15 protein-coding genes are annotated in these 22,434 nt (G+C 73.8%); 5 read left to right on the top strand and 10 right to left on the bottom strand.

All coding sequences use genetic code 11. From position 1 onward, the window contains the following. Positions 1 to 33: 33 nt before the first annotated feature. Positions 34 to 1,026: a hypothetical protein gene (locus GGD89_RS10270; protein ID WP_184044858.1), complete on the bottom strand. Its 993-nt coding sequence runs from the start codon at positions 1,024 to 1,026 to the stop codon at positions 34 to 36. 304 nt (positions 1,027 to 1,330) lie between these two features. Between GGD89_RS10270 and GGD89_RS10265 the strand changes: the two genes are divergently transcribed. After that, positions 1,331 to 2,656, top strand: a complete 1,326-nt coding sequence (locus GGD89_RS10265; RefSeq protein WP_184044856.1) for an O-antigen ligase family protein — start codon at positions 1,331 to 1,333, stop codon at positions 2,654 to 2,656. On the opposite strand, the gene GGD89_RS10260 is transcribed toward GGD89_RS10265, so the two are convergent. The 5 genes from GGD89_RS10260 to GGD89_RS10240 are packed head-to-tail and all read right to left on the bottom strand — an operon-like array spanning position 2,553 to position 12,253. Then, positions 2,553 to 2,945: a hypothetical protein gene (locus tag GGD89_RS10260; RefSeq protein WP_184044854.1), complete on the bottom strand. Its 393-nt coding sequence runs from the start codon at positions 2,943 to 2,945 to the stop codon at positions 2,553 to 2,555. The two genes, GGD89_RS10265 and GGD89_RS10260, sit on opposite strands and share 104 nt — an antisense overlap. After that, complete coding sequence (locus GGD89_RS10255) at positions 2,942 to 5,725, bottom strand: glycosyltransferase (protein ID WP_184044852.1); 2,784 nt, start codon at positions 5,723 to 5,725, stop codon at positions 2,942 to 2,944. Before GGD89_RS10255 ends, GGD89_RS10260 begins: the two co-directional genes overlap by 4 nt. After that, positions 5,722 to 6,738, bottom strand: coding sequence for a glycosyltransferase family 2 protein (locus GGD89_RS10250; protein ID WP_184044850.1), 1,017 nt, complete (start codon positions 6,736 to 6,738; stop codon positions 5,722 to 5,724). The genes GGD89_RS10255 and GGD89_RS10250 overlap by 4 nt, the downstream gene beginning before the upstream one ends. Then, positions 6,735 to 7,646, bottom strand: a complete 912-nt coding sequence (locus GGD89_RS10245) for a hypothetical protein (protein WP_184044848.1) — start codon at positions 7,644 to 7,646, stop codon at positions 6,735 to 6,737. Before GGD89_RS10245 ends, GGD89_RS10250 begins: the two co-directional genes overlap by 4 nt. Further along, the gene (locus GGD89_RS10240) at positions 7,643 to 12,253 is read right to left on the bottom strand and encodes an FkbM family methyltransferase (protein WP_184044846.1); all 4,611 of its coding nucleotides are present in this window, start codon (positions 12,251 to 12,253) and stop codon (positions 7,643 to 7,645) included. The genes GGD89_RS10245 and GGD89_RS10240 overlap by 4 nt, the downstream gene beginning before the upstream one ends. A 101-nt stretch (positions 12,254 to 12,354) precedes the next feature. Between GGD89_RS10240 and GGD89_RS10235 the strand changes: the two genes are divergently transcribed. Next, positions 12,355 to 14,499: a tetratricopeptide repeat protein gene (locus tag GGD89_RS10235; RefSeq protein WP_184044843.1), complete on the top strand. Its 2,145-nt coding sequence runs from the start codon at positions 12,355 to 12,357 to the stop codon at positions 14,497 to 14,499. A gap of 58 nt (positions 14,500 to 14,557) precedes the next feature. Here the strand turns inward: GGD89_RS10235 and GGD89_RS10230 are convergent, their stop codons facing one another. Continuing rightward, on the bottom strand, positions 14,558 to 15,127 hold the full coding sequence (locus GGD89_RS10230; protein ID WP_425503030.1) for a TetR/AcrR family transcriptional regulator: 570 nt from the start codon (positions 15,125 to 15,127) through the stop codon (positions 14,558 to 14,560). Between the two features lie 267 nt (positions 15,128 to 15,394). On the opposite strand from GGD89_RS10230, the gene GGD89_RS10225 reads away from it, so the two are divergent. Both GGD89_RS10225 and fliP read left to right on the top strand, forming a co-directional pair. After that, positions 15,395 to 15,778, top strand: a complete 384-nt coding sequence (locus tag GGD89_RS10225; protein ID WP_184044839.1) for a flagellar biosynthetic protein FliO — start codon at positions 15,395 to 15,397, stop codon at positions 15,776 to 15,778. A 4-nt stretch (positions 15,779 to 15,782) separates the two neighbouring features. Next, on the top strand, positions 15,783 to 16,568 hold the full coding sequence (gene fliP, locus GGD89_RS10220) for a flagellar type III secretion system pore protein FliP (RefSeq protein WP_184044837.1): 786 nt from the start codon (positions 15,783 to 15,785) through the stop codon (positions 16,566 to 16,568). Positions 16,569 to 16,593: 25 nt separating this feature from the next. On the opposite strand, the gene GGD89_RS10215 is transcribed toward fliP, so the two are convergent. The 3 genes from GGD89_RS10215 to GGD89_RS10205 form a co-directional block, all read right to left on the bottom strand. Next, positions 16,594 to 17,241: a protein-methionine-sulfoxide reductase heme-binding subunit MsrQ gene (locus GGD89_RS10215; RefSeq protein ID WP_184044835.1), complete on the bottom strand. Its 648-nt coding sequence runs from the start codon at positions 17,239 to 17,241 to the stop codon at positions 16,594 to 16,596. 29 nt (positions 17,242 to 17,270) lie between these two features. After that, positions 17,271 to 18,233, bottom strand: coding sequence for a protein-methionine-sulfoxide reductase catalytic subunit MsrP (gene msrP, locus GGD89_RS10210; protein WP_184044833.1), 963 nt, complete (start codon positions 18,231 to 18,233; stop codon positions 17,271 to 17,273). 110 nt (positions 18,234 to 18,343) lie between these two features. Further along, positions 18,344 to 21,613 (bottom strand): PAS domain-containing protein, encoded by a 3,270-nt coding sequence (locus GGD89_RS10205; RefSeq protein ID WP_184044831.1) that lies wholly within the window; start codon positions 21,611 to 21,613, stop codon positions 18,344 to 18,346. A 576-nt stretch (positions 21,614 to 22,189) separates the two neighbouring features. Between GGD89_RS10205 and rpmI the strand changes: the two genes are divergently transcribed. Next, positions 22,190 to 22,393, top strand: a complete 204-nt coding sequence (gene rpmI, locus GGD89_RS10200; RefSeq protein WP_184044829.1) for a 50S ribosomal protein L35 — start codon at positions 22,190 to 22,192, stop codon at positions 22,391 to 22,393. Positions 22,394 to 22,434: the final 41 nt, after the last annotated feature.

The following is a 22,434-nucleotide window of genomic DNA, read 5'->3' as shown; positions in this document are numbered from 1 at the left end:
CATTTTTTCAACAAGGGGATGGCCGGCGCGGGATCAACTGCCGCTGTCTGCGACCGTGGCGGGGGGCGCGGTGACCTCGGGTGGCAGGTCCATCAGCGTGCCCGGCGTGATCGTCGAGGGAAACAGCGCCTGTCCCGGCTGGGGGCCGAGGCCCTGCCAGGGGGTGGGGGCCGGGACCGTGCCGGGCGCGGGGTAGGGCGATGGCGCCGGGGTGGCGTACGTCGGCGGATACGGCGGGGCCGGATGATAGGGCGACGGGGTCGCCGACGCATAGGGCGGCGCGCCGCCGGGCGGCCCCGGGGCCGTTCCCGGTGGCGCCGGATAGGGCGACGGGGCGGTCGCGGGGGTGTTGGACGGCATCGGCGGCGGGCTTGGAGGCGCCAGATGTGCCGGGGGAAGGGTCGCCGTGGTGGCCGGCGGCACCGGTGCCGCCCGGGGCGGCGGGGCCTCCGGCGTGGTAGTGACGGCGGGCGCGGGTATGCGCGACACGGGGGCGGTGATGAGCGGCGGATCCGGGGGCGGAAGCGGTCCGGAGTCGGCGGCCGGAGGGATCGCGCCCGGTGTCACGGGCGGGCGCGCCGGTGACGTCGAGGAGGGCGATGCCGGTGATGGTGACGACAGCGCGGGCGGCCCCGCGAGGCCCAGGGCGATCCCCACCTGTTCCATCATCAGGTCCCGGCCCAGGGGCGCCAGCCGCCCGCTGGCCACCAGGGAGTCCAGCGCGGCGGCGATGCCGCCATGGACGGCCCGCCGGGTGACGTCGTCGCGCCGCACCTGCGCCATGACCCCGGCGATTCGCGCCACGTTGGCCGGATGGCGCGGGGCCTGCTCCAGGGTCAGGGAGCGGACCGCCTCCTGCAAGGTCAGGGGTTGCACGTCGGGGATCGTCTGCCCGACGGGCAGGCGCACGGTCAGGGCCGCCATGATGTCGGCGAAGGAATAGACCTGCTGGCTCCAGGCCGGGCGCGCGATCAGCCCCGCGCCGACCACGGCGAGCGCCAGCGCCAGACCCCAGGTCGCGGCCAAGGGTGCCCGGCCGGACCACCGGGTTCGGGCCGCGTCCCCCTGTCCGGCGCGGATATCGCCGCCGTCCCCCATGCCTGTGCCCCCGTGGTGGTTGCGGGGCCCGACGCCGCATCCGCCGTCTCGCCCTGCACCGCGTCCGTCCTGGACCAGCCAAAGTCTCATGAAAACAAAAAGATGCTGATAATGTCTTAAGGTTTGCCGGGATACCGCGCGCCACAGCCGGTCGACCCTGGCGACGAGACTTGCGTGTCGTGATAGCCTTTCCACACGTATCCCATGGTTCCACGGATCCGGAGCGCCGGCAATGGTGTCGAGACCCGTCCTCGTCCTGTGCGTGCTGCTGGCCTGGGCGCCCTTGCCCCTGGCCAGCAACCGGCCCTGGTCGTGGGCGCTGCTGCTGGCGGGGGTGTTCGTTCTGGCCGCCTGGACCCTGTGGCGGGATCCGGACCGTCGGCGACCGTGGTCCGGGGCGCAGTGCCTGGCCCTGGCCGGGTTCGGCGGGGTCCTGGCGTGGGCGCTGGTCCAGGCGGCGCCGGGGCTGGGCGCGTCGTGGGCGCACTGGCGGGACTTGGCGGCCCTGACCGGGCGCGTGCCCTGGGGATCGGTGTCGCTGGACCCCTGGGCCACGGCCGAGGGCGCGGTCCGCCTTGCCGGCTACGCCACCGCCGCGTGGCTGGGGGCGGTGCTGGTCGGGCCCGATCCGGTTGTCCGTCGGGGGCTGGTCCGCGTGCTGGCGACCACGGGCGCCGTCTTGGCGGCCTATGCCCTGGCGGTGCTGGTCAGCGGGACGCAGACCATCGGGTGGATCGAGAAGTGGACGTACCACGACGTGGCCACGGCCACCTTTGTGAACCGCAACGCCTATGCGGTCTATGCGGGGATCGGCGTGGCGGCGGCGGCGCTGGCGGCCGGCGAGGCCGAAACCCGATGGGGGCGCCGGCTGTGGGGGGCCGTGGTTGCCCTGGGGATGGTGGCCGTGGTGTTCACCGAGTCGCGCTGGGGCCTGGCGAGCGTGCTGGCCGGGCTGGCGGTGCTGGTCCTGGCCCGCCCGCCGGGTTGGGGCCGTCCCTGGCGGCGCCTGCTGGCGGGCGCGGCCCTGGTGCCGTGGCTGCCGCTGCTGCTGCTGGCCACGGGGCGCGGCCGGTGGCTGGAGCGCCTCGATCCGGCCCATCTGGTCGGGGACCTTCGGTGGGATCTGTATCGGGTGACCGGCGCGGCGATCCTGGAGGCGCCCTGGACCGGCCATGGCCTGGGCACCTTTCCGGTGCTCTATCATCGCCTCCGCGACGACTCGCTCGCGGATCACCTTGTCCTGCAAGCCCATTCGGTGCCCCTGGAACTGGCGGCGGACCTGGGGATCCCGGCTGCCCTGGCGCTGATGGCGGCGTTTGTCGCCCTGGCCCTGGGGAGTTGGGCAGGCGCGCGGGCCTCCGGCGATCCGCTGGCGCGGCTGGCCGTGGCGGCGGCGGTGGTGGTCGGGTTGCATGGCCTGCTGGACTTTTCCCTGCACATGCCGGCGGTGGCGGTCACCATCCTGGTGCTGCTGGGGGCGGGGTCCTCGCCGACCAGCGGTGCCGGGCGCGGCGCAGCGCCGGCACATGCGGCGACAGCATCGCCGAGCGCGCCATGAGCCGGGCCACATAGGGCGCCGGGGCGCCCCGCAGGGCCTCCGCCCAGGCCAGCCCGGTCCAGGCGAAGGGGTCGGCGGGCGACCAGGCCAGCGCGTCCTTCCAGGCGTCGGCGGCGGCGTGCAGGCGGCCCGACTCGCCGCCGGTCACGGCCGCGCGGAAGTGGGCCTCGGCCTGGGTGCGCAAGGGCTCCGGTCCGGCCACGGCCCACCCCAGCCGTCCCATGGCCAGCCCCGCCAGGGCCAGGGCGCCCAGCGCCGCCAGCCGCGCGCGGATCGCGCGGCCGGTCACGGGGCGATGCCTGGGGCGCGAAGGGCGGCCGCATAGGCGCGCACCAACGCCCGGAACCGGGCGGCCTCGTCGCCCGGCGGTGTCGGACGCCTCCCCGCGTGCCAGGCGGCGGTCAGGGCGCGGGCCAGGGCCGGGGGATCGGCCGGCGGCACCAGCCAGGTGGACGGCCAGGAGGCCGCCTGGTCGGCCACCCCGCCCACCGCCGTCGCCACCAGGGGCAGGCCGGCGCGCCGCGCCTCCAGCACCACCCGGGGCGCGGCCTCGGCGCGGCTCACACAGACGGCCACGTCGGCGGCGGCCCACAGGGGGGACAGGTCGGCGTGCTCGCCCGCCAGGGCGACGGCCGCGCGCAAGGGCTCTGGCAGATCCCGGATCGCCCGCCGTGCCCGGTGTGCGTATCCCGCCTCGTCCCGTCCCGCCCAGACCACCCGCAGGCGGGCTTGCAGGGCATCGGGCAATAACGGCAGGGCGGCGATCAGGGTCAGGGGGTCCTTGCGCGGGCACAGGGTGCCGGTGGCCAGCACGCCCCAGGCGTCGGCCGGCCAGCCCAGCGCCGCCCGAACGGCGGCGCGATCCGGCCCGGGCGCGGACAGGGGCGGCAGGGCGTTGGGGATCACCATGGCCCGCGCGGCCGGGCACCACGGTGCCCAGGCGGCGGCCGTCGCGCCGGAGACGAACACCACGCGGCCGGCGAGGGCGAAGGCATCGAGCGCGCGGGCCTGGACCGATCGGGACAGGTCGGCCAGGGCCTCGGGTCCGGGCTCGCGGATCACCCACAGGCACGGCCGGCCGGCGCGCGCCGCCGCCTCCACCCCCGCGAAGGCGCGCAGGCCGTTGACCAGCACGGCCTCGGCGCGGGCGCCTGTGAGGGCCTGGGCCAGGGTGTCCGTATGCCGGTCCAGCGCGCCGGCCGTCAGGGGCGGGTGCCCCGGCACCACCCGCAACGGCCAGCCGGCGGCGGTCCAGGTGGCCCGCAGCGGTCCATCGCGCAGCACCAGCCCCACGGACGGTGTGACCGCGCCCCGCATCGTCAGGCCCGCGACCAGGTCGCGCAGGCTCAGCGGGGCGCCATCGCGATCCAGGGTTTCGCCCACCCAGGCGAGGCGCGGGGAGTTTGGAGGGACGGCCGCGATTGTCGGTGGTGGTGCCGCGGTGGGCTTTCGGGCCGCCCGGGGGCGCGCCGGGCGCGCGATAAGGCCCGCTATCCGGGCCGCGATCTCGTGGCCCTCTCCGGCCAGGGCCAGGCGGCCCAGGGTGCCCAGCGACCGCGCCAGCCCGGATGGTCGCAGGCGCGCGGCCAGCGCATGGCGGCGGTCCTCGGGCGAGGACGCGGGCGGCGTGTCGTACAGGCGCTCATGACGCGCGACCATGGCGGCGACCGAGAATCGGCGGGCGCGCGAGCGGCCGGCATCCGCCAGGGTCTCGCGGCGGGCGGGATCATCCAGCAGTGTGACCACCTGCGCGGCCAGGGCCTCCGGGGTCGGCGGAGTCACGGGCGGATGGCCCAGCGCCTCGGCCACGCCCCCGGCCGGCGCCGCGACCACCGGCACGCCGGCGGCCAGGGCCTCCAGGATGGCGTTGGGTAGGCCCTCGGCGGCCGAGACATGCAGCAGCACCGCCGCCTCGGCCCAGTACGGCGTGACGTCGGTGACCCATCCCGGGTGCTCCAGTGGCACCCCGAGAGCCCGGGCGTGCGCCGTGATCGCCTCGGCTAGCGGCCCATCGCCCAGCAGGCGAAACCGGACCTCCGGTCGCGCCGCCCGCACGCGCGCCGCCGCCTCCAGCCACAGCAGGGGGCGTTTGTGCGCCACCAGGCGAAACACCCCCAGCACCAGGGGCGGGCGATCGGGGTGCGGAGGCCCGGGCGGCATGGGCGCGACCCCGTTGGGAAGGACCATGGGGGGGGTGATCCCGGTCCAGCGGACATGATCCTCGGCCACCGCGCGGCTGTTGCCGGTGACGGTCACCGCCGGATGACCGGAAAGCCGGGTCAGCCCGGGCCGCAGCGCGCGGGCGAGGGGATGCGCCATGCGGTCCGGGGCCAGGTTGCGCAGGCCCGCCACCGCGCGCGGCACGCCCAGCACCGCCGCCGCCGTGGCCGCCAGGATCGCCGTGCCCTCCAGCCAGCCGTGCACGGCGCGCGGCCTTAGGGCGGCGATCCAGCCGGCGAGCCCCAGCAGGTCCGCCGCCAGGGCATCGGGCAGGCCGGCCGTGGCGCGCTCCAGGGCGGCCAGCGCGGGCGTGTCCTGGGGGGGCGGGTCCGTCCAGACGTGCACCAGCACGCCCAAACGCTCGACGTCGGGTCGCAACGCCGCTGCGCCCGGCCGGTCGTGGAGATGCTTGACCAGCACGTGCACCGGCCAGCCGCGCGCCCGCAACCCGGCGATCAGCGCCAGGGCCTGACGCTCCGCGCCGTTGCCGGCCAGCGAGGGCAGCGCCAGCACCAGCGGTCCCTCGGCGCGTCCGGCCGGTGGCAGGGGCGTCGCCAGCACCCGCGCCCAAGCCCGGTCCGCCGCCTCCGGGGCCACGGCCGCCAGCCGCCGCCGCAGGCGCGCCAGAAGCAGGACGGCCGGCGTGGTCTCCCGCCAGCCGCCGCCCGCGTCACGCACGGCCACCGTCCGCACCCCCTGGCGCAGCGCCGCCCAGAGCACCGAGGCCGTCAGCGACCGCTCCTCTCCCGGGGCTTCCAGCCGGTTCCCCGGCGGCAGCCGCAAGGCCCAGTCGCGCGGGTCGCCGGGCCGGTGGTGGATATCCCGGCCCAGGATCAGGGGGCGGCTCATGGTGGGCGGATCCGGTCGCGGCGCGGCGCGCGGGCCAGAAAGCGGCGCGGGTCCCAGGTCATGGCCGCCGCCAGCCGCCACCATGGCGCGGTTCGGGCGCGCTGGACGGCCCGGCGCTGGCGCCAGACCCGGGGCAGGCCGGCCAGCCCGGCGACCAGTCCGCGTACCTCGATCCGCCCCCGCCCGCGCGCCATGCCCCGCGCCAGCAGCAGCAGACCCGTCGCCACGAACGCCGGCAGCATCCCCCAGAACAGCGGCCCGGGCATGGCCTTCACGTACAGCCAGAGGCGGTTGCGCGCCGTGTGAAAGCGGATGAAGTCGCTGTCCTCGCCATTGGTGGCGGAGCCCACGTGGTGGACCCGGGCACCGGGCACGAACACCACCGACCCGCCCCGCAGGCGCAGGCGAAAGCACAGATCCACGTCATCCAGGTAGCAGAAGAACGCGCCGTCGAAGCCGCCCACGGTGTCCCAGGCGGCGCGGCGATACAGCGCGGCGGCGGCGCAGGCGGAGAAGCACGGTCCCTCCACCAGCCGGTCCCGGGGCGGCACCGGGTGGCGGATGCCGCCGCGCCAAACCAGGCAGACCGGCGCCATCTCGTCGCCCAGGCCGTCACACAGGGCCGGGGCGCGATCCAGCACCTGAAGGCTGGCGAAGGCGCTGGCTTCTGAATGGCGGCGAACGGCGGTCTTCAACGCCACCAGCCAGTCGGGGTCCGGGAAGGCGTCCGGGTTCAGGGTGGCGATGAAGGCCGGGGGCGGGCGCCCGGTCTCATGGTTGGCGCCGACGTTGTTCGCGGCGGAATAGCCGATGTTGGTGGGCAGGCGGAGCACATGGACGCGGGGGTCGTCGGGCAGCACGGGGTCGAGGATCGCCGGGTCGGCGCCGTTGGCCACCACCACCACCTCGAACGCCGGGTCCGTCTGAGCCAGCAGGGCGCCCAGGCACCGTCCCAGCAACGGTCCTTCGGTCATGGTGACCACGACCACCCGGACCCATGGCGTTGTCGTCATTCCGCCGCGACCTCCGGCGTGGCCAGGGCGCGCCTGCGGGCGAAGGCGCGGTCGCAGGCCTCGGTGCAGGCGGTGTCGCAGCGGCTCTCGCCGGTCCGCCAGGCGAAGGTGCCGTCGAACAGGGTGCCCAGCGACAGTCGGTCGCGGGAGCAGCGCCAGGCGGCGCCCATGGGGTCGATATGGCAATAGAACCGCCCGGCGTCACACAGCTTGGGGTGGTTGGTGGCGTGGACGTCCTGGCCGGCCCGGTCATGGCTCATGGGGATGCCGCTGGCCCGCAGGCGCGCCAGCTCACGGGCCGTGTAGGTGGGCGCCGGGTCGCCGGCCGGCCGGTTCAGGTATTGCCCCCGGGCCTCCAGCCCCAGGGCACGCAGGCGGGCAATCCAGCCGGGCAGGGCGTCGATCCAGCGGGGATCGGCGACGATGGTGCAGGTCAGGCGCGGGCGCAGCGCCGGCCGGCGGTCGAACAGCGCGCGCAGGCGGGCGGCCCGATCCGCGAAGCCGGCGAAATCCGTATGGTCCGGGTGAAAGGATAGGGTGACGTACTCGAACCGCTCCCAGAAGCCGGGCGGCCAGTCCTCGGGCGGGCGCCACAGGTTGGTGGTCATGCGCAGCGGCGCCGGATAGCCCAGCACGAAGTCGGCGAAGCCCTTCAGGACCGTCGGTTCGCCCCCCGCCACGTGGACCAGCGGCACGCCGATGGCCATGAGGGCGTCGCGCCAGTCGGACAGGGGGCGCTCACCGGGCTGGCGGCGCTTGGCCTTGATGCGGCAATAGGGGCAGTCATACTGGCACAGCAGCGACGGCAGGATCACCGCCAGCCGTCGCCCCCTCGGACCGATGGGCTCGACAGGACGGCCTTGGAGAGGACGGCCCTGGGGACCGTGGTGTTGGGGCGCGCGGGTCATCGGATGGCATCCCGGCGCAGGACCGCCGTGCCCCAGTCGTCGCCCAGCAGGGTGACGCCCGGGGTGCGCGCGGCCACGTGGGCGACGAAGGGCGCCACATCGGGCCAGGCGGCGGCGCCGTGGTCGTCGATCAGGGCCAGCCCGCCGGGGCGCAGCAGGGGGGCGTAATGGGTCCAGTCGGCGGTCAGGCCGGCGTGGTCGTGGCGGCCGTCCAGGATCAGCAGGCCCAGGCCCGCCGGTCCCGCCCAGCGGCGGGCGCGGGCCACGGCCAGCGGGTCGGCGCTGGACCGGCGGATCAGGGTGACCGCGCGGCGCGGCAGGCCCAGGCGCGCCAGGATGCGCCGCACCCGCGCCGGGGTCACGCGGGCGCCGGTGACGGGATCGTCGGGTGCGCCATAGGCGCCGCCGTCCAGGGGATCGATGCCCAGCAGGCGGGGGCGGCGGCCCGGCTGATCCTCGATGGCGACCGCCAGCACGCCCAGGCCGAGGCCGAACAGCACCCCCACCTCCAGCGCCCTCAAGGTGTCCGCCCCGGGTGCCGCGCGGGCCGCCAGTGCCCGCAGCAGCGCCGCCGGCAGGGAGCAGGCCAGCCGCCCGCCGCCCTGGCGCTCCAGCGCGAGCAGGCGGTCGGCCAGATGCCCGAGGGCGCGGGGGTCCAGCGCCGGCAGGCCCAGGGTCGGCGGCCATCGAGTCCGCAGGCGGTCCATGTCGGCGTCGGTCAGGGCGCGGGCGAAGGGCTGGAAGCGGTCGGCGCCCAGGGCGCCGGCGCGGATCAGGCGGTCTTCCAGTGTGTCCAGGCGATGGCCCGGCGGCGGCTCGCCCAGCCCCCCGCGCAGGTGCGCGAGGGAGGCGGCGGCGCGCTGGCGGTCCTCGGCGAGGCGCTGGGTCAGCGTGGCGGACAGGGCACGGTCGGCCCGGGCCGCCGTCCGCTCGGCGTCGTCCACGGCGGCCTGCCAGGCGGCATCACGGGCGGCGTTCTCCCGGGACAGGTCGGCGCGCAGTTCCGCCACGGTCTCGGCCAGCCCTCGGGTATCGCGCGCGAGGCGATCGGCCAGGGTGTCGGCGCGGGTGGCGAGGTCGGCCGACAGCCGGTCCAGCGCTTGTCCATGCGCCGCGACCCGGGTGTCCGCCAAGGCCAGCCGTCGCGTTGTTTCGGCGAGATCCGTGGCGGTCCGGTCCAGGGTCGCGGCGGTGTCGTCCAGGCGCCGGGTCAGCGCCGTTTCCTGGGCGGTCGCGGCGGCCACGCGGGCGCTGTGTTCCTCGCCGAGGGCGGCGCGCAGGGCCGCGGCGTCCGCGTCGAGCGTGCGCAGGCGGGCCGCGAGGTCATCGCCCAGGGCCGCCATGTCGCCGCGCACCCAGCCGATGTGGCGCTTGAAGCGGGCTTCCAGGGCGTGTTTGCGGATATCCTCGGCCTCGGCGGCCAGGCGCAGGGCGCGCACCGGGGCGTAGGCCGCCAGAGCCAGCAGCCCGGCGGTCAGCAGGAGCAGTCCCAGAGAGGATCCCGGCGCCGGCAGCCAGGGCAGGGCGGCGGCCAGGGCCAGCAAGCCCAGGGCCACGGGCGCCCGCCAGCCGCTGAGCATCGCCAGCATGGCCCGGGCCAGGCGCAGTCCGCGCGCGAGCCGGCTGTCGCGCGGTGGCGCCGGCGGCGGGGGGGCGGGGGGTGGCGCCGGGTCGGGGGCGGACGGCGCCGGTCGCGCCGCCGGGCGGGGCGGGGTGGCTGGCTCGGGTGCATCGCGGGGGGCCACCGTCAGGGCCGCGCGCGCCATGGCCGCCAGCGCGTCATCGTTCGGGAGGCCGGCCTCCGGGTCCAGGGCGATCAGGTTGCCCCAGCCGTCCGGATCGTGCAGCGGCTCGTCGTCGCCCGGTGGCCAGCCGGTCAGGCGGCGCCAGTCGTGGCGGCTGCCGTAGCGCAGCACCGGATGCCATTCGCTGACCCAGACGACATAGCCGCGCCCCTCCAGCAGGGCCACCAGATCGCCCATGGAGTGGCCCAGCCGCAGGGTCTTGGCGTTCTCGAACTCCACCATCACCAGGCGCGGGCGCCAGCGGCCCCAGTCCAGGCCCAGCAGCACCCGCAGGTCCCAGCCCTCGGTGTCCACCTTCAGCACGTCGACGGTGTCGAGGCCGTGACGGTCGAGGACGTCGGTCAGGGTGTCCACGCGCACCCGGTCGGTCTCCCGGTGGCTGTCCAGGAAGGGCGACAGGGCGGCGACGCCCGTGCTGTCCGGCGCGGTGAACAGGGCGGCACCCTCGGCCGGGGCATCGGACAGCGCCAGGCGCTCCACCGTCACCAGCGGCCAGGCGGCGGCGCGGCCGGCCAGGGCGGCGTGGTTGGCGGCCTCGGGCTCCAGCGCCAGCACCGACCAGCCGGCCTCGGCGAAGGGGGCCAGAAAGCCGCCCCGATGCGCGCCCACGTCCACCAGGCGCCCGGGGGCGGTGGTCTGGAAGCGGGCCAGGGCCAGCAACAGGGCCGATTCGTCCAGGCGGGCGCCATCGGCGCGCGAGTGATCGGCGGAGATCACGGAGCGTTCGGCGGCGGCCGTGCGCACAAGGGCCTCCAGGCGGCGTTGGCGCGGCGCCAGGGCGAAGGCATTGAGCGCGTATGCTCGCCCGCGCGCGCCCAGGCGCGCCGCCAGGGCCGGGTCGCCGGCAAGCCGCGCGAGGGCGGTCCCGAGGGCCGCCGGATCGGGCTCGGTGACCAGCATGGCGACGTCGCCCGCCGCCGCCAGCGTGGCCAGGGTCGCCTGCTCCTCCGGGCCGTGGGCCAGTATGGCGGCGCCACTGGCCAGGGCCTCGGGGAGGGTGTTGGCGATCGAGTGGCGCGTATGCCGACGGCTGTCCGGCTCGAACCCGACGGCCAGCAGTACCCCGTCGGCGCGGCGCAGCCGGGCGCGATAGGCCGCCGGGTCGGGATCGTCGGCGATACTGACCGCGACGCCCGACAGGCCCTCGGCCAGGTCGCGGGCGGCCTTGGTCCAGGGGGGAAGCACCCACAGCGTCAGGGCCATGCGCGGCCCGTCCGGTGATCGGTTCAGCGCATCCACCGCGCGCGCCACGGCGGCCACCGCGTCGCGGTTCATGGTGGCCGACAGGGACCCGGCGTACACGAGGTCGAAGGACCGGGTGGGGCAGCCGGCGCCCGCCGGGCTGTCGCGGTCGGGCCAGTCGGTCGGGTCGATGCCGTTGGCCAGCGCCTGCCAGGTGCCGCCACCGTAGCGGTCCGAGAGGGTTGAGGCCATGCTGTCGCCGATGCCCAGGCGCACGCCCGCCCGCCTGGCCAGCCAGCGCAGGTCCTGGTCCCAGACCCCGTGGGCGAGGGGATCGGTCCGGGCCAGCAGCGCCGGCCAGTCGTCCAGCAGATGCAGGATCAAGGGCCACCGGCCATGGTGGATCAGGTCCAGGGCGAGGGGGTGGAGGTGGCCGCGCGACGGTTGTGGGCGGTAGTACACCGCCTCGGGGGCGAAGGCCCGCGCCCGCGCGGCGGCGGTGCCGGCATCCACGTCCGCCTCGACGCGTCCGTCGGGATGATGGACCACGAAACGGTCCGGCGCGGCCTCCGGACAGACGGCCATCAGCCGTCCGCCCCGCCAGGGCGCCATCAGGGCGGCTTTCATCTGGCCGCTGGCCGACAGCCCGCCTACCGGGGTCAGGTCCAGCACCAGCAGGCGCGGCGGCGGCGCGCTCTCGCCCGCCAGCACCGCCGCCAGCGGGCGGCGCGGCACCAGGTCCAGGCGCCCGCCCGGGGTGGCGTTGATCAGCCGCACGCCCATGGCGCCCAGCACGTCCCGGGCGCTGGCGAAGGCCCGGCCCATGTTGTCCACCTGGGGATCGTGCCAGCGCTTGCCCTTGCCGAAGTAGTCGGGGTGGAAGTGGTTTGGGTCGTCGCTGGCCATGTCCAGGACGCCGACTCCCCCGCCGTGGGGCTTCTGGCGGGTCACGTCGGCGGGCAGGCGATAGTCCAGGTCGATCCCCAGGAGCACGATCTCCCGCGCGCCCAGGAAGACCGCGAGCTGGAGGCAGGTGAAGGCCACCGTGCAGCCGGCGTAGGTGACCGCCAGCGCGTCCAGGGAGACATCGAAGCGGTCCGGATAGCCCGGCCGGGGCCGGTGGTCGAACCAGACGACACCCGGTCCCTCGTCCAGGACATAGGCGAGGTTGATGGGAAACAGTCGAGTGATGCCCGGCGGCAGGGCGTTGATCTCGGCGGCCCGGTCCTCGGCGACCAGGTGGTCCTCGACCACATGGTACGTGGGTCGGAACCGCGTTTCCGGAAAGGCCAGGAACAGGCCGTTGACGCCCACGGTGATCTCGCCGGCCAGGGTGTCCAGGTCCACCCGGCCCAGGCTGGGGCCGTTGCCCAGGATGAAGATGCGCCGGCCCTTGTGGCGGTCGCGCAAGGCGGCCAGGCGGGAGCGGTGCTCGGCGGCCCAGCGACCCTCGTACAGGGCGAGCACCCGACGCAAGCCCGCCACGCGATCGGCCAGGGGCTGGCGGTCGGTGGGCAGGAAGATGGGCGCCGGCAGGGGGTGGCGACGGATCAGGGCCCGTTCCTCCGCCTCCAGGGCGTCGACCAGATCCGTCTTCCGTGCCGCCGCCGCGCCCGTCATGGCTTCGCCCTGGTCTCTTCCCGTCCGCAATGGTATACCCGAACATTGAGTGCAGAGGCCAGGGTTTTGCACGTATTATGACGATCGGTGAGGGGGCGATCATGCGCGGCGTCCCGCGAGGGAGGTGTGCGGGTCTGGCCATCCCGACGGCGACCCAGGTCGAACGTCCGGGGGCGATCGGGCGCGCGCTGGCCCCCGTTCTGGCCGTTCTCATCCTGGCCGGATGTTCCGGGGCGCCGGACGGCTTCGTGGCGCGGGGTTTGTCGGGGTACCACTACCTTCAGGGCTCGCGGCACAAGCTGCACGGCGACATGACGGCCGCCGTCGATGCCTGGACCAGGGCCGCCGCCGCCGGCCATGTGAAGGCGCAGTATCAGCTTGCGCATGTGCACGGCTCCGACCTGCTGGGGCCGCGCGACCAGGAGGCGGCGCTGGCGCTCGCGCGGCGCGCGGCGGCGGCGGGTTACGCGCCGGCGGCGCACTACGTGGGCATGTCGCTTCTGTACGGCTGGGGCGGGATCGACCGCGATCCGGCGACGGCGGAGCGCTATCTCCGGCAGGCGGTGGCGGACGACGTGCCCCGGGCGCGGGCCGACCTGGGAACGCTGCTGCTGCGCCGGGCCAGGGATCGGGAGGGCCGCCCCGGGGCGGTGGCCGCCGGGGCCGAGGGGTGGGTGCTGCTGGAGGCGGCGGCCGACGATGGCGAGCCGCTGGCCCGGCTGCGCCTGGGCGAGGCGCTGCTGGACGAGGATCACGGTCGCCACGACCCCGACCGCGCCGCCGTGCTGTTGGCCGAGGCCCTGGACGACGGCGAGATCGCCGCCGCCCTGCCCCTGGCCCGCCTGATGCTGACGCCCGGTCTGGGACGGCCCGTGGACCGGGCCGGGGCCGAGGCGCTGCTGGACCGGATCGAACGCCAGGCGCCGGCCCATGTGCTGGTGGACCTGGGGCTCGCCCTGCTGGACGCGGACGCCGAACCGCCGTTGCCGGGAGGCGTGATCCGGGCGCGCCGCGTTCTGGAGCGCGGGGCGGAGGCCGGCCGGGCGCGGGCGCACACGGCGCTGGGAAAGCTGCTGGCCGAGGGCCGGTCCGGCGAGATGCCGCCCGATCCGGCGGCGGCCGTCGCCCACCTGCGCGCCGCCGCCGAGGCCGGCCACGGCGAGGCCACCCGGGCCATGGGGCTCCTGCTGCGGGATCAGGGGCGCGCCGGCGATGCTCTGGACTGGTTCGTCAAGGCCGCCGCCCAGGGGCACGCCCAGGCCGCCGTGGAGGCCGCGCGGCTGCTGGTGGCGCGCGGTGACCCGGCGTCGGTGGCGCGGGCCATCGCCCTGTTGCGGGCCGAGGCGGAGCACCATGTGCCGGCGGCCATCGACCTCGCGCGGCTGGCGCGGGACGGCGTGCCCGGGGTGATGGCGGCGGACCCGGCGCGGGCGCGCCAGTGGCTGCGCCATGCCGTCGAGCATGGATCCGGGCTGGCGGCGGCCCAGGCGGCCACCGACCTCGCGCGGTTGCTGGCGCGCGGCCAGGGTGGCGCGGCCGATCCCGGCGCGGCCCGGGCGTTGCTGGAGCGGGCGGCGGCCGGCGGCCATGCCTGGGCCGCGCTTGATCTGGCGCGTCTGTACGAACGGGGCGCCGGTGCCGCGATGCCGCCGGATCCGGCGCGGGCCTGGCGGTGGTACGGGGTCGCGGCATCCCGGGACCTGGCCCAGGCGCACACGGCGCTGGGGCGCATGACGGTGGCCCGGGGGCAGGGGGTTGGAGCGATCCACCGGGCCTTCGAGCACTTCTCACGGGCCGCCGCGATGGGGCACGACCAGGCGCTCTATGAGGCCGGACGGGTCGCGGAAAAGGGGGCCGCCGGTCTGCACGGCGATCCGCGGGCGGCCCTGGCCTGGTACCGCCGGGCCGCCGCCCAGGGCGTCCCGGCCGCCCATGGCGCCATCGCCAGCCTGTACGAACGGGGCCTGGGAGTCCCGCGCGATCCCGTCCGGGCGCTGGCGTTCTACCGGCTGGGCGCCGAGGCCGGCAACGCCTGGGCTGCCTACAAGGTCGGGCGGGCGCTGGCCGAGGGCCGGGGCACGATGGCCGATCCCCGGGCCGCGCGGCCCTGGCTGGCGCGCGCCCGGGCCGAGGGCGTGGATCAGGCCGTCGAGGTCCTGGCGCGCCTGGACGCGGCGGCGGTCGAGGCCGGCACCGGCGGCCCCTTGCGCATCGAAGTGCGCCCCCTGGGGGTCGGCGAACCCTGACCGGGCGCGGGTGGCGATATCCTCGGCGGGCGGGACGTGTCCACCCGCGCCGCGCCGGTCACCGGCCACACCCCCCCAGCAGGATCGCGGTGATCCTATCTTTCTGGCGCTCGGCCTCGGCGGCGTTGGTGCTGGGCGACAGCAGGTTCTGACCGAACACATAGGCGTAGAACAGGCGGGCGCGGGCCTGCGCCTCGTCGACGTCCAGGCCGAGGGCCTCGAACAGCGGCACCACACGGCTCAGGCGCTCGTGATCCACGGCGGCCACGGCCTCGGCGGCCTCGGCGTCGTGACGCGCCCAGTCACGCACTCCCATCTCGATGGCCGCGCCACGCGGGTTGGGGTGGTTCAGGTAGCGCGCCAGGAGGCGCCGCAGCACGTCTTCGGCGGTTTCGTCCGGCCCCGGTTGGGCATGTCGGGTGATGACCTCGGCGCGTCCGTCGCGCCAGCGGACCAGCATCACCGCCAGCAGGTCGGCGCGGTCCTTGAAGTGCCAGTAGAACCCCCCCTTGGTCACCTTCAGACGTCGCGCCAGCGGCTCGACGCGAACATTGTCCACGCCGCCCTCGGCCAGCATGGCGAAGGCGGCGTCAAGCCAGGCGTCCCGGTGTGTCTTGGCTTCGCGCAGGGGAGGGATCCGTGGCGAGGTGAGGGGTGGCGAGGGTGTCCCGGCCTGATCCGGGGACGGTGTTCTGCCCTCGGGGGAGCGGACGAGCCGCAATCTAGCCCAAAAGCCCGGCCGAGGGAAACAGGGCTTGGGACGCCGGCGGGGCACGGGCGCCGGCATGGGGTCGCCATTAAGCCAAAGTTAGGCGATGCGGTGCTATCCAGGTCCGTCGTCGGGCGGTTCCGTGGCCGTGGCCCTCCTGCCCCACCTCGCCGGGATCCGCGGTCCATGGACATCGACAGCTACATACGCCTGGTGCTCTCCCTGGTCCTGGTGATCGGGTTGATCCTGCTGCTGGCGGTGGGCCTGCGGCGCTGGGGCGCGCGCCTGGGCGTGCCCGCCGCCGCCGGGGGGCGCGCGCGACGCCTGCGGGTGGTCGAGGCGACGGTGGTCGATACCCGCCGCCGGCTGGTGCTGGTGCGGCGCGACGAAACCGAACACCTGTTGCTGGTGGGGGGCCTGAACGACGTGGTCGTGGAACAGGACATTCCCGTGCCGCCGGACACCGACCCGCCGGCGGAACCGCTGGCGCCGGGATCGTTCCGGTCGGTCCTGAAGCGCCGGGGCGGCACGGCGAAGGACGGCGCGGCCGGCGATGAGACGAGGCGGTGATACCATGAGGACCACGCACGCGATCCGGGTCCTGGTGGCGATGGCGGCGGCCGGGGCGCTGGTCATGCTGGCCGGGCCGGCCCTCGCGCAGACCTTCAGCCTCGACCTGGGCGGCGGCGAGGGCACGGTCACCGGGCGCATCATCCAGATGGTGGCGCTGATCACCGTGCTGTCCGTGGCCCCCAGCATCTTGTTGATGGCCACCTCGTTCACGCGTCTTGTGGTGGTCTTCTCGATCCTGCGTCACGCCATGGGCACGCAGTCCACGCCGCCCAACATGGTCCTGATCAGCCTGTCCATGTTCATGACGGCGTTCATCATGGCGCCCACGGTCCAGCAGTCCTGGGAGGCGGGCATCGCGCCCCTGATCAACGAGCAGGTCGAGGAGCTGGAGGCGTTCGAACGGGCGGTCGAGCCGTTCCGGGCCTTCATGCTGCGCCACACCCGGGGCAAGGACCTCGAACTGATGCTGACCCTGTCGGAGGCCCCGGTCGAGACCTCGTCGGAGGACGCCTCGCTGCTCGCCGTGGTGCCGGCCTTCATGATCAGCGAGTTGCGGCGCGCCTTCGAGATCGGCTTCCTGATCTACGTGCCGTTCATCGTCATCGACATGGTGATCGCCTCGGTGCTCATGTCGATGGGCATGATGATGCTGCCACCGATGATGCTGGCCTTGCCCTTCAAGCTGGTGTTCTTCGTGCTGGTGGACGGCTGGTACCTGGTGGTGGGTAGCCTGGTGCAAAGCTTCGGCGAGGGTGGCGAGGTGGTCGTGGTGCCCAGCGGCGGGTAGCGGGGCGGGGCAGTGGCCGGTGCCGTTACACCGGACGGCCGGTCAGCCAGCGCGTGACGCGGGCCCCCAGAAGCACCACCAGCAGGAAGATGTAGACCATCGGGTCGGTGATGTCCGCCTTGACCATCATCAGGTAGTGGGTCGCGGCCAGGATCCCTGCCAGGTAGACCAGCCGGTGCAGGCGTCGCCAGGCCCGGCCCCCCAGGCGGCGCACCATGCCTTGGGTGGAGGTGACCGCCAGGGGAATCAGCGTCAGTAGCGCGCCCATGCCGACCATGATGTAGGGGCGCTTGGTCAGGTCGTCGATCAGCGTCGGGCCGTGCAGGCCGACGTCCAGCACCGCATAGGCGCTCACGTGCAGGACGGCATAGGCGAAGGCCCACAGGCCGACCATGCGGCGGTGGCGCACCCAGCGCGTGGACCCGGTCAGATGCCGAAGCGGCGTCAGCGCCAGGGTCAGCACCAGCAGCCGTAAGGCCCAGTCGCCCAGGTGGCGCACGATGGTCTCGATGGGATTGACGCCCAGGTCGCCGGTGACCGTCCAGGCCGCCAGGGTCAGCAGCGGCAGGGCGCAGGCCAGGAACACGCCGACCCGCCAGACGCGGTCCCGCCGGCGCCCGCCGGAGGGAGACCGGACGCGCGGGCGTGTGGACGCGGATGGGGCGACGGTCATGGCGGGGTCATGAGTCGGATCGGCCACGGTCAGAACCGCTTCCGCAAGTCCATCCCGGCGTACAGCGACGCCACCTGCTCGGCGTAGCCGTTGAACATCAGCGTGTCGCGCCGGCCCCACTCGCCGATGCGCCGCTCGCGCGCCTGACTCCAGCGGGGATGGTCCACCGTCGGATTGACGTTGGCATAAAAGCCGTACTCATGGGCCGCCGACTGGTTCCAACTCGTGGGCGGTTCGTCGGGGGTGAAGGTGATGCGCACGATCGACTTGATGGACTTGAAGCCGTACTTCCAGGGCACCACCAGGCGGACCGGCGCGCCGTTCTGGTTGGGCATCACCCGGCCGTAAAGGCCCACCGCCAGGATGGTCAGGGGATGCAGGGCCTCGTCGAGGCGCAGGCCCTCGCGATATGGCCAGTCGAGCACGCGGCTGCGCTGTCCCGGCATCTGGCGGGGATCGTGCAGCGTCTCGAAGGCCACGTAGCGGGCGTCGCCGGTGGGCTCGAATCGTGACAGCACGGTGGACAGCGGGATCCCCACCCAGGGCACCACCATGGACCATGCCTCGACGCAACGCAGGCGATAGATCCGCTCTTCCAGGTCGGAGCGGGTGGTCAGGGTCCCGGCATCCAAGGTTCCGGGCTTGGCGCAGGCGCCGTCCACCCGAACGGTCCACGGGTCCGTGACCAGCGCCTTGGCGGCGTGGGCCGGGTCGTCCTTGCCGGTGCCGAACTCATAGAAGTTGTTGTAGGTGGTGATCTGCTTGAAGGAGTTGGGGTCCTCGGCGGTGGACAGCGCGCTCGGCCGCGCCGGCGGCAGTGGCGCGAACGCGTCCGGGGACGCGGCGCCGGCCGCGCGCGGTGCCGCCCCCATAAGTCCGGCCAGGGCCAGACCGGCGCCACCCGCCAGGAACCGGCGGCGATCGTGCCATGTGGCCTCGGGCGTGATCTCCGAGGGGCGGGGCGCGGTGGGGTCGCGAAACCGGATCAGCATGGCTGGACCTCGGGACTCGGAGTGGGCGGGACTCGGAGTGGGCGAATCAAGGAGTGGGAAGGGTGGGGCCGGAACCGTGCGCCACCCCGGCCTGGCCGGGACCTGCGGTCTCACGCGCGCTCGCCACGCCCACCATGTTTTTCCTTGAATGTGTCCAAATTGCGGGACGCCGGCCGTTGATGCGGACCGGTCGGCCACAGCCGATCGGCGGGCAGCGTCAGGATCACGCGCGTGCCCCGGCCTTTCTCGCTCTCGATGGTCAGGGCGCCGCCGTGCAGGGTCATCAGCGCCCGCGACAGCGGCAACCCCAGGCCGGTGCCCTCCTGACGGCGGGTGAGGCCGGTCTCCACCTGTCCGAAGGGTGTCAGGGCGAGGGCGACCTCGTCCGGCGCCATGCCGATCCCCGTGTCGGAGACGGTCAGCATCATCGATCGGTCGGATCGCACACGGCCGGTGACCGTGATGCGGCCGCCGCGTGGCGTGAACTTCACGGCGTTGGACAGCAGGTTGAGCAGCACCTGTTTGATGCGGCGTCCGTCCGCGTGAATCGGCGGCAGCGCCGCCAGGTCGGCGACGTCGAGGGTGATGCCGGCCAGATCGGCGCGTTCGCGGATCAGACGCACGGAGGCATCCAGGAGGTCGGCGACGCTGGCCGGTTCCTCGACCAGATCCAGGCGCCCGGCCTCGATCTTGGAGACGTCGAGGATGTCGTTGATGATGTCCAGCAGATGCCGTCCGGAGGCATGGATGTCGCCCAGGTAGTCCTTGTAGGTGGGATTGGGGATGGGTCCCAGCACCTCCTGCAGCATCACATCGGAGAAGCCGATGATGGCGTTCAATGGCGTGCGCAGTTCATGACTCATGTTGGCCAGGAACTCGCTCTTGGTGCGGTTGGCGGTTTCGGCCTGCTCCTTGGCCAGACGCAGTTCCTCGGCGCTCCGGTCCCGTGACAGGAGGCCCGCGACCCACTGGGCCATCAGCTTCAGGAGTTCCTGCTCGGTGGTGCCGAAGGTCGGCATGCCGGGCGCCGGCGAGAAGAACGCCAGGATCAGCGTATGGCCCATCACCTCCAGGCGTTCGGCCACAAGCGCGGTGATGGGCCGGGTGTCGCCATGGGCCGACATCGCGGCCGGTCGGAACAGGTCGCGCCCGTCCTGGACCACCAGGGGTTCCTCGCCCTTCAGGGCGGCTTCCAGCGGCGAGCCTTGTAGCGGCAGCACCGCGCCCGGGGGTGGTCCCCAGCCGGGGTGAACGCTGTCGTCCACCACCAGCGCCTGGCCCCGGACCCGCATCAGCGCGCCGCCCCCGAGTCCGAAATGCTCGGCGCCGAACCGCAGCATCGCGGATACCTGGGCTCGCGCGTCCCGTCGCGGGTCGGCGGTGATGCGATGCAACTCCCGCAGTCCCGTCGCGCTCTTGCGCAGCGCCAGTTCGGTGCGCTTGCGGTGGGTGATGTCGGTGAACAGGGTGGCCGTGCCACCGTCCTGGGTGCGCCGTTCGGTGATCATCAGCCAGAAATCGTTGGCCGGATCGTGCAACTCCATCACACAGGCGGTCCTTCGGTGGGCCTCGAGGCGACGCTCTCTCAGGGCATCGGTGTCGCCGGTGATCCGTTCGCCGTCCAGGTACATGGTCATGGCGGGCAACAGGGGCGAGGCGTTGATGACGTCCTCGAACGTGTTGCCGGGGATCAGCCAGGCGTCGAGCTTGGAGAATCCGGGCAGCGACGCCGTGTTCTTCAGAACCAGCCGGTCATTGGCGTCCCACAAGGTCAATCCGTCGGCGATGCTGTCCAGGGCCGCCATCAGGTGGGTTTCCGCCTGCTGGGCGCGGGCCTCGGTGGCCTTCTGGGCGGTGACGTCGGCGGCGACGCCCCGATAGCCCAGAAACCGTCCATCATCGTCGAAGATGGGCTTGCCGGAGGTCTTGACGGCCAGGCGCTGGCCCGTCCGCGTGTCCGTCCAGGCGTACTCCAGGTCGCGGAACGGGCGCCGGGCCAGCAGGTCGTCCTGGTGGCGATCGGCCAGCGCCGGGTCGCCGCGGGCGACGATCTCGTGCCGGGTCCGTCCCATGGACTGCGCCAGATCAATTCCCGACATGTCGGAGGTGCGGCGATCCAGCGAAACCCAGGCCATGCGCAGGTCGGAGTCGCATTCCCAGAACCAGTCGGAACTGGCCTCGGCGAAATCGCGGAACCGCTGTTCGCTGGCCTGAAGTTCTCGTGTGCGCACCTCCACCAGGTGTTCGGTGCGGGCCTGCGTCTCGCGAAGCTTTCGCTCCAGGCCCTTCAGGTCCGAGATATCGTTGGCCAGCGACACGTATCCGCGCACGGCGCCGGTCTCGTCACGGTCCGGGGTGAAGTCCAGCCGGACATGACGCGGCCCGCCGAGGGTTTCCAATGTGGCCTCGAAGGTGAGGGCCTCGCCGGCCAGGACCCGGTCGATCTGGTCGCGCAGGGCCGCGAAGTTGCGTTCTCCTATCAACTCCGGGACCCGGCGTCCGGGAATGTCCGTGCGCGGGACGCCGTACCAGTCCTCATAGCGCGCGTTGTTGAACCGGTACCGAAGGTCCCGGTCGACGTAGGTCAACAGCGCCGGCAGGCTGTCGGTCACGATACGCAACAGGCGCTCGCGGTCCGCCAGTTCGGCGGCGATGCTGCGGCGCCGCTCCACCTCGGCGCGGACACGGGCCTGCTCCGCGCGGACCCGCGCCTGTTCCTGGTCCACCAGCAGGGACGCACGACGCACGGCCACATGGAGCATCAGGTAGATCAGGCCCAGGACGGAGGTGCCGGCCAGCAGGAACGCGCCGTGGCGGCGCGTCACGTCGGCCAGCATTGCCCGCGTATCCAGGGACAGGCCGAGGACGCCGATCACGGCGCCGTCGGGCGCGCGCAAGGGAACCCGCACCGCATGGCGCGTGGGTCCGGTCAGCGGCCCCAGCGGCTGGGTGCCGTCCGGCCCACCGCCGCCTTCATGCCACGTTTGCCCGGACAGGGCTTCGCTCAGGCCGGCGCGGGTGGCGATGGGCATGCCGATCTCTTGCTGGTCGACCGAGGCCAGGATTCGGCCCTGACGGTCCAGCACGCGGATCTCGGCGACCGGCAGGTCGTCGACCAGGCGCGTCACCTTGCCCTGAAGGGCGTGGATCACCGGGCTGCTCAACAAGGTGTGCCGGTCGGTGTCCGCCAGATCCGGAAGGTGCGGGAGGTCCATCTCCAGCATGTTGATCAGGGCCTGCGCCATCACCTCGGCCTGCGCGCGGGCGGCGTCGCCAAGGTCGGCCAGACCGAAGACGCGATGCGCGACGCCGAAGACCAGCGCCGCGACGACGATGATGGCCAGGCTGGTGACGGAGACGAGGCGACGGGTGGTCTTCACGGTCGAGCCTGGGGTCCGGGTGTGGGGTGGACCGGGCGAGCACGCCGATGATGTCCTGGGGCGGGGTCGGCCGGATCGCGAAGTCTAACCATGGTCGGGGGAGATTGACCATTGTCTTAGCACTGGCGTAGGCCCGATCCCCTGGGTTACTGGACGGCGATTGCCTGTTATTCGAACCAGGATCCTTAACGTCTTGCGCATAACTCAGGAAAATTTATTCAACTTATAGTGCTTTTATCCCTAAGAATACGGCGCTCTCGCGAGGGGCGGACCCACATCCGGTGGCAGGATGGCCCCGCATGCCGGCGGACGGGGAAACAACAGGGATCCATGGAGCCTGACCCGCTGGCGCCTTGCGTCGCGGCCGCCGTGTTGGCCTTGCGTCCCATCCCGCGAGCCGCTATAAGCCCAGGCTTCACCGTCAAGGAACGGCGTGGCGCGGCGCGTTCGCACCCGGGTCCCACCGGGAGGCGCGCCAGGGCATGCCCGACCGTTTCAGGAACTCCCCGCCGGGTGACGGGGCGCGGTCTCTGGAGCGCGCCGCGAGTCGGCCCGGCCCGCACAAGGACCAATCAAATGCCCAAGATGAAGACCAAGAGCGCGGCGAAGAAGCGCTTTCGGCTGACCGGCACCGGCAAGGTGCGGGCCAATGTGGCCTACAAGCGGCACATGCTCCGCAACAAGCCGCAGAAGATGAAGCGGCAGGCGCGCGGCACGATGATTCTGTGCGACGCGGACACGACCATCATCAAGCGCAACTTCCTGCCGTACGGCCGCTAAGCGCGCGTTGATCCGACCGACGGCGCCCCGCGCCTCGGTCC

Source organism: Roseospira visakhapatnamensis, from assembly GCF_014197915.1.
Lineage (GTDB): Bacteria > Pseudomonadota > Alphaproteobacteria > Rhodospirillales > Rhodospirillaceae > Rhodospira > Rhodospira visakhapatnamensis.
The sequence above is the reverse complement of the archived record's forward strand: the minus strand, read 5'-3'. Positions and strand labels throughout refer to the sequence as shown.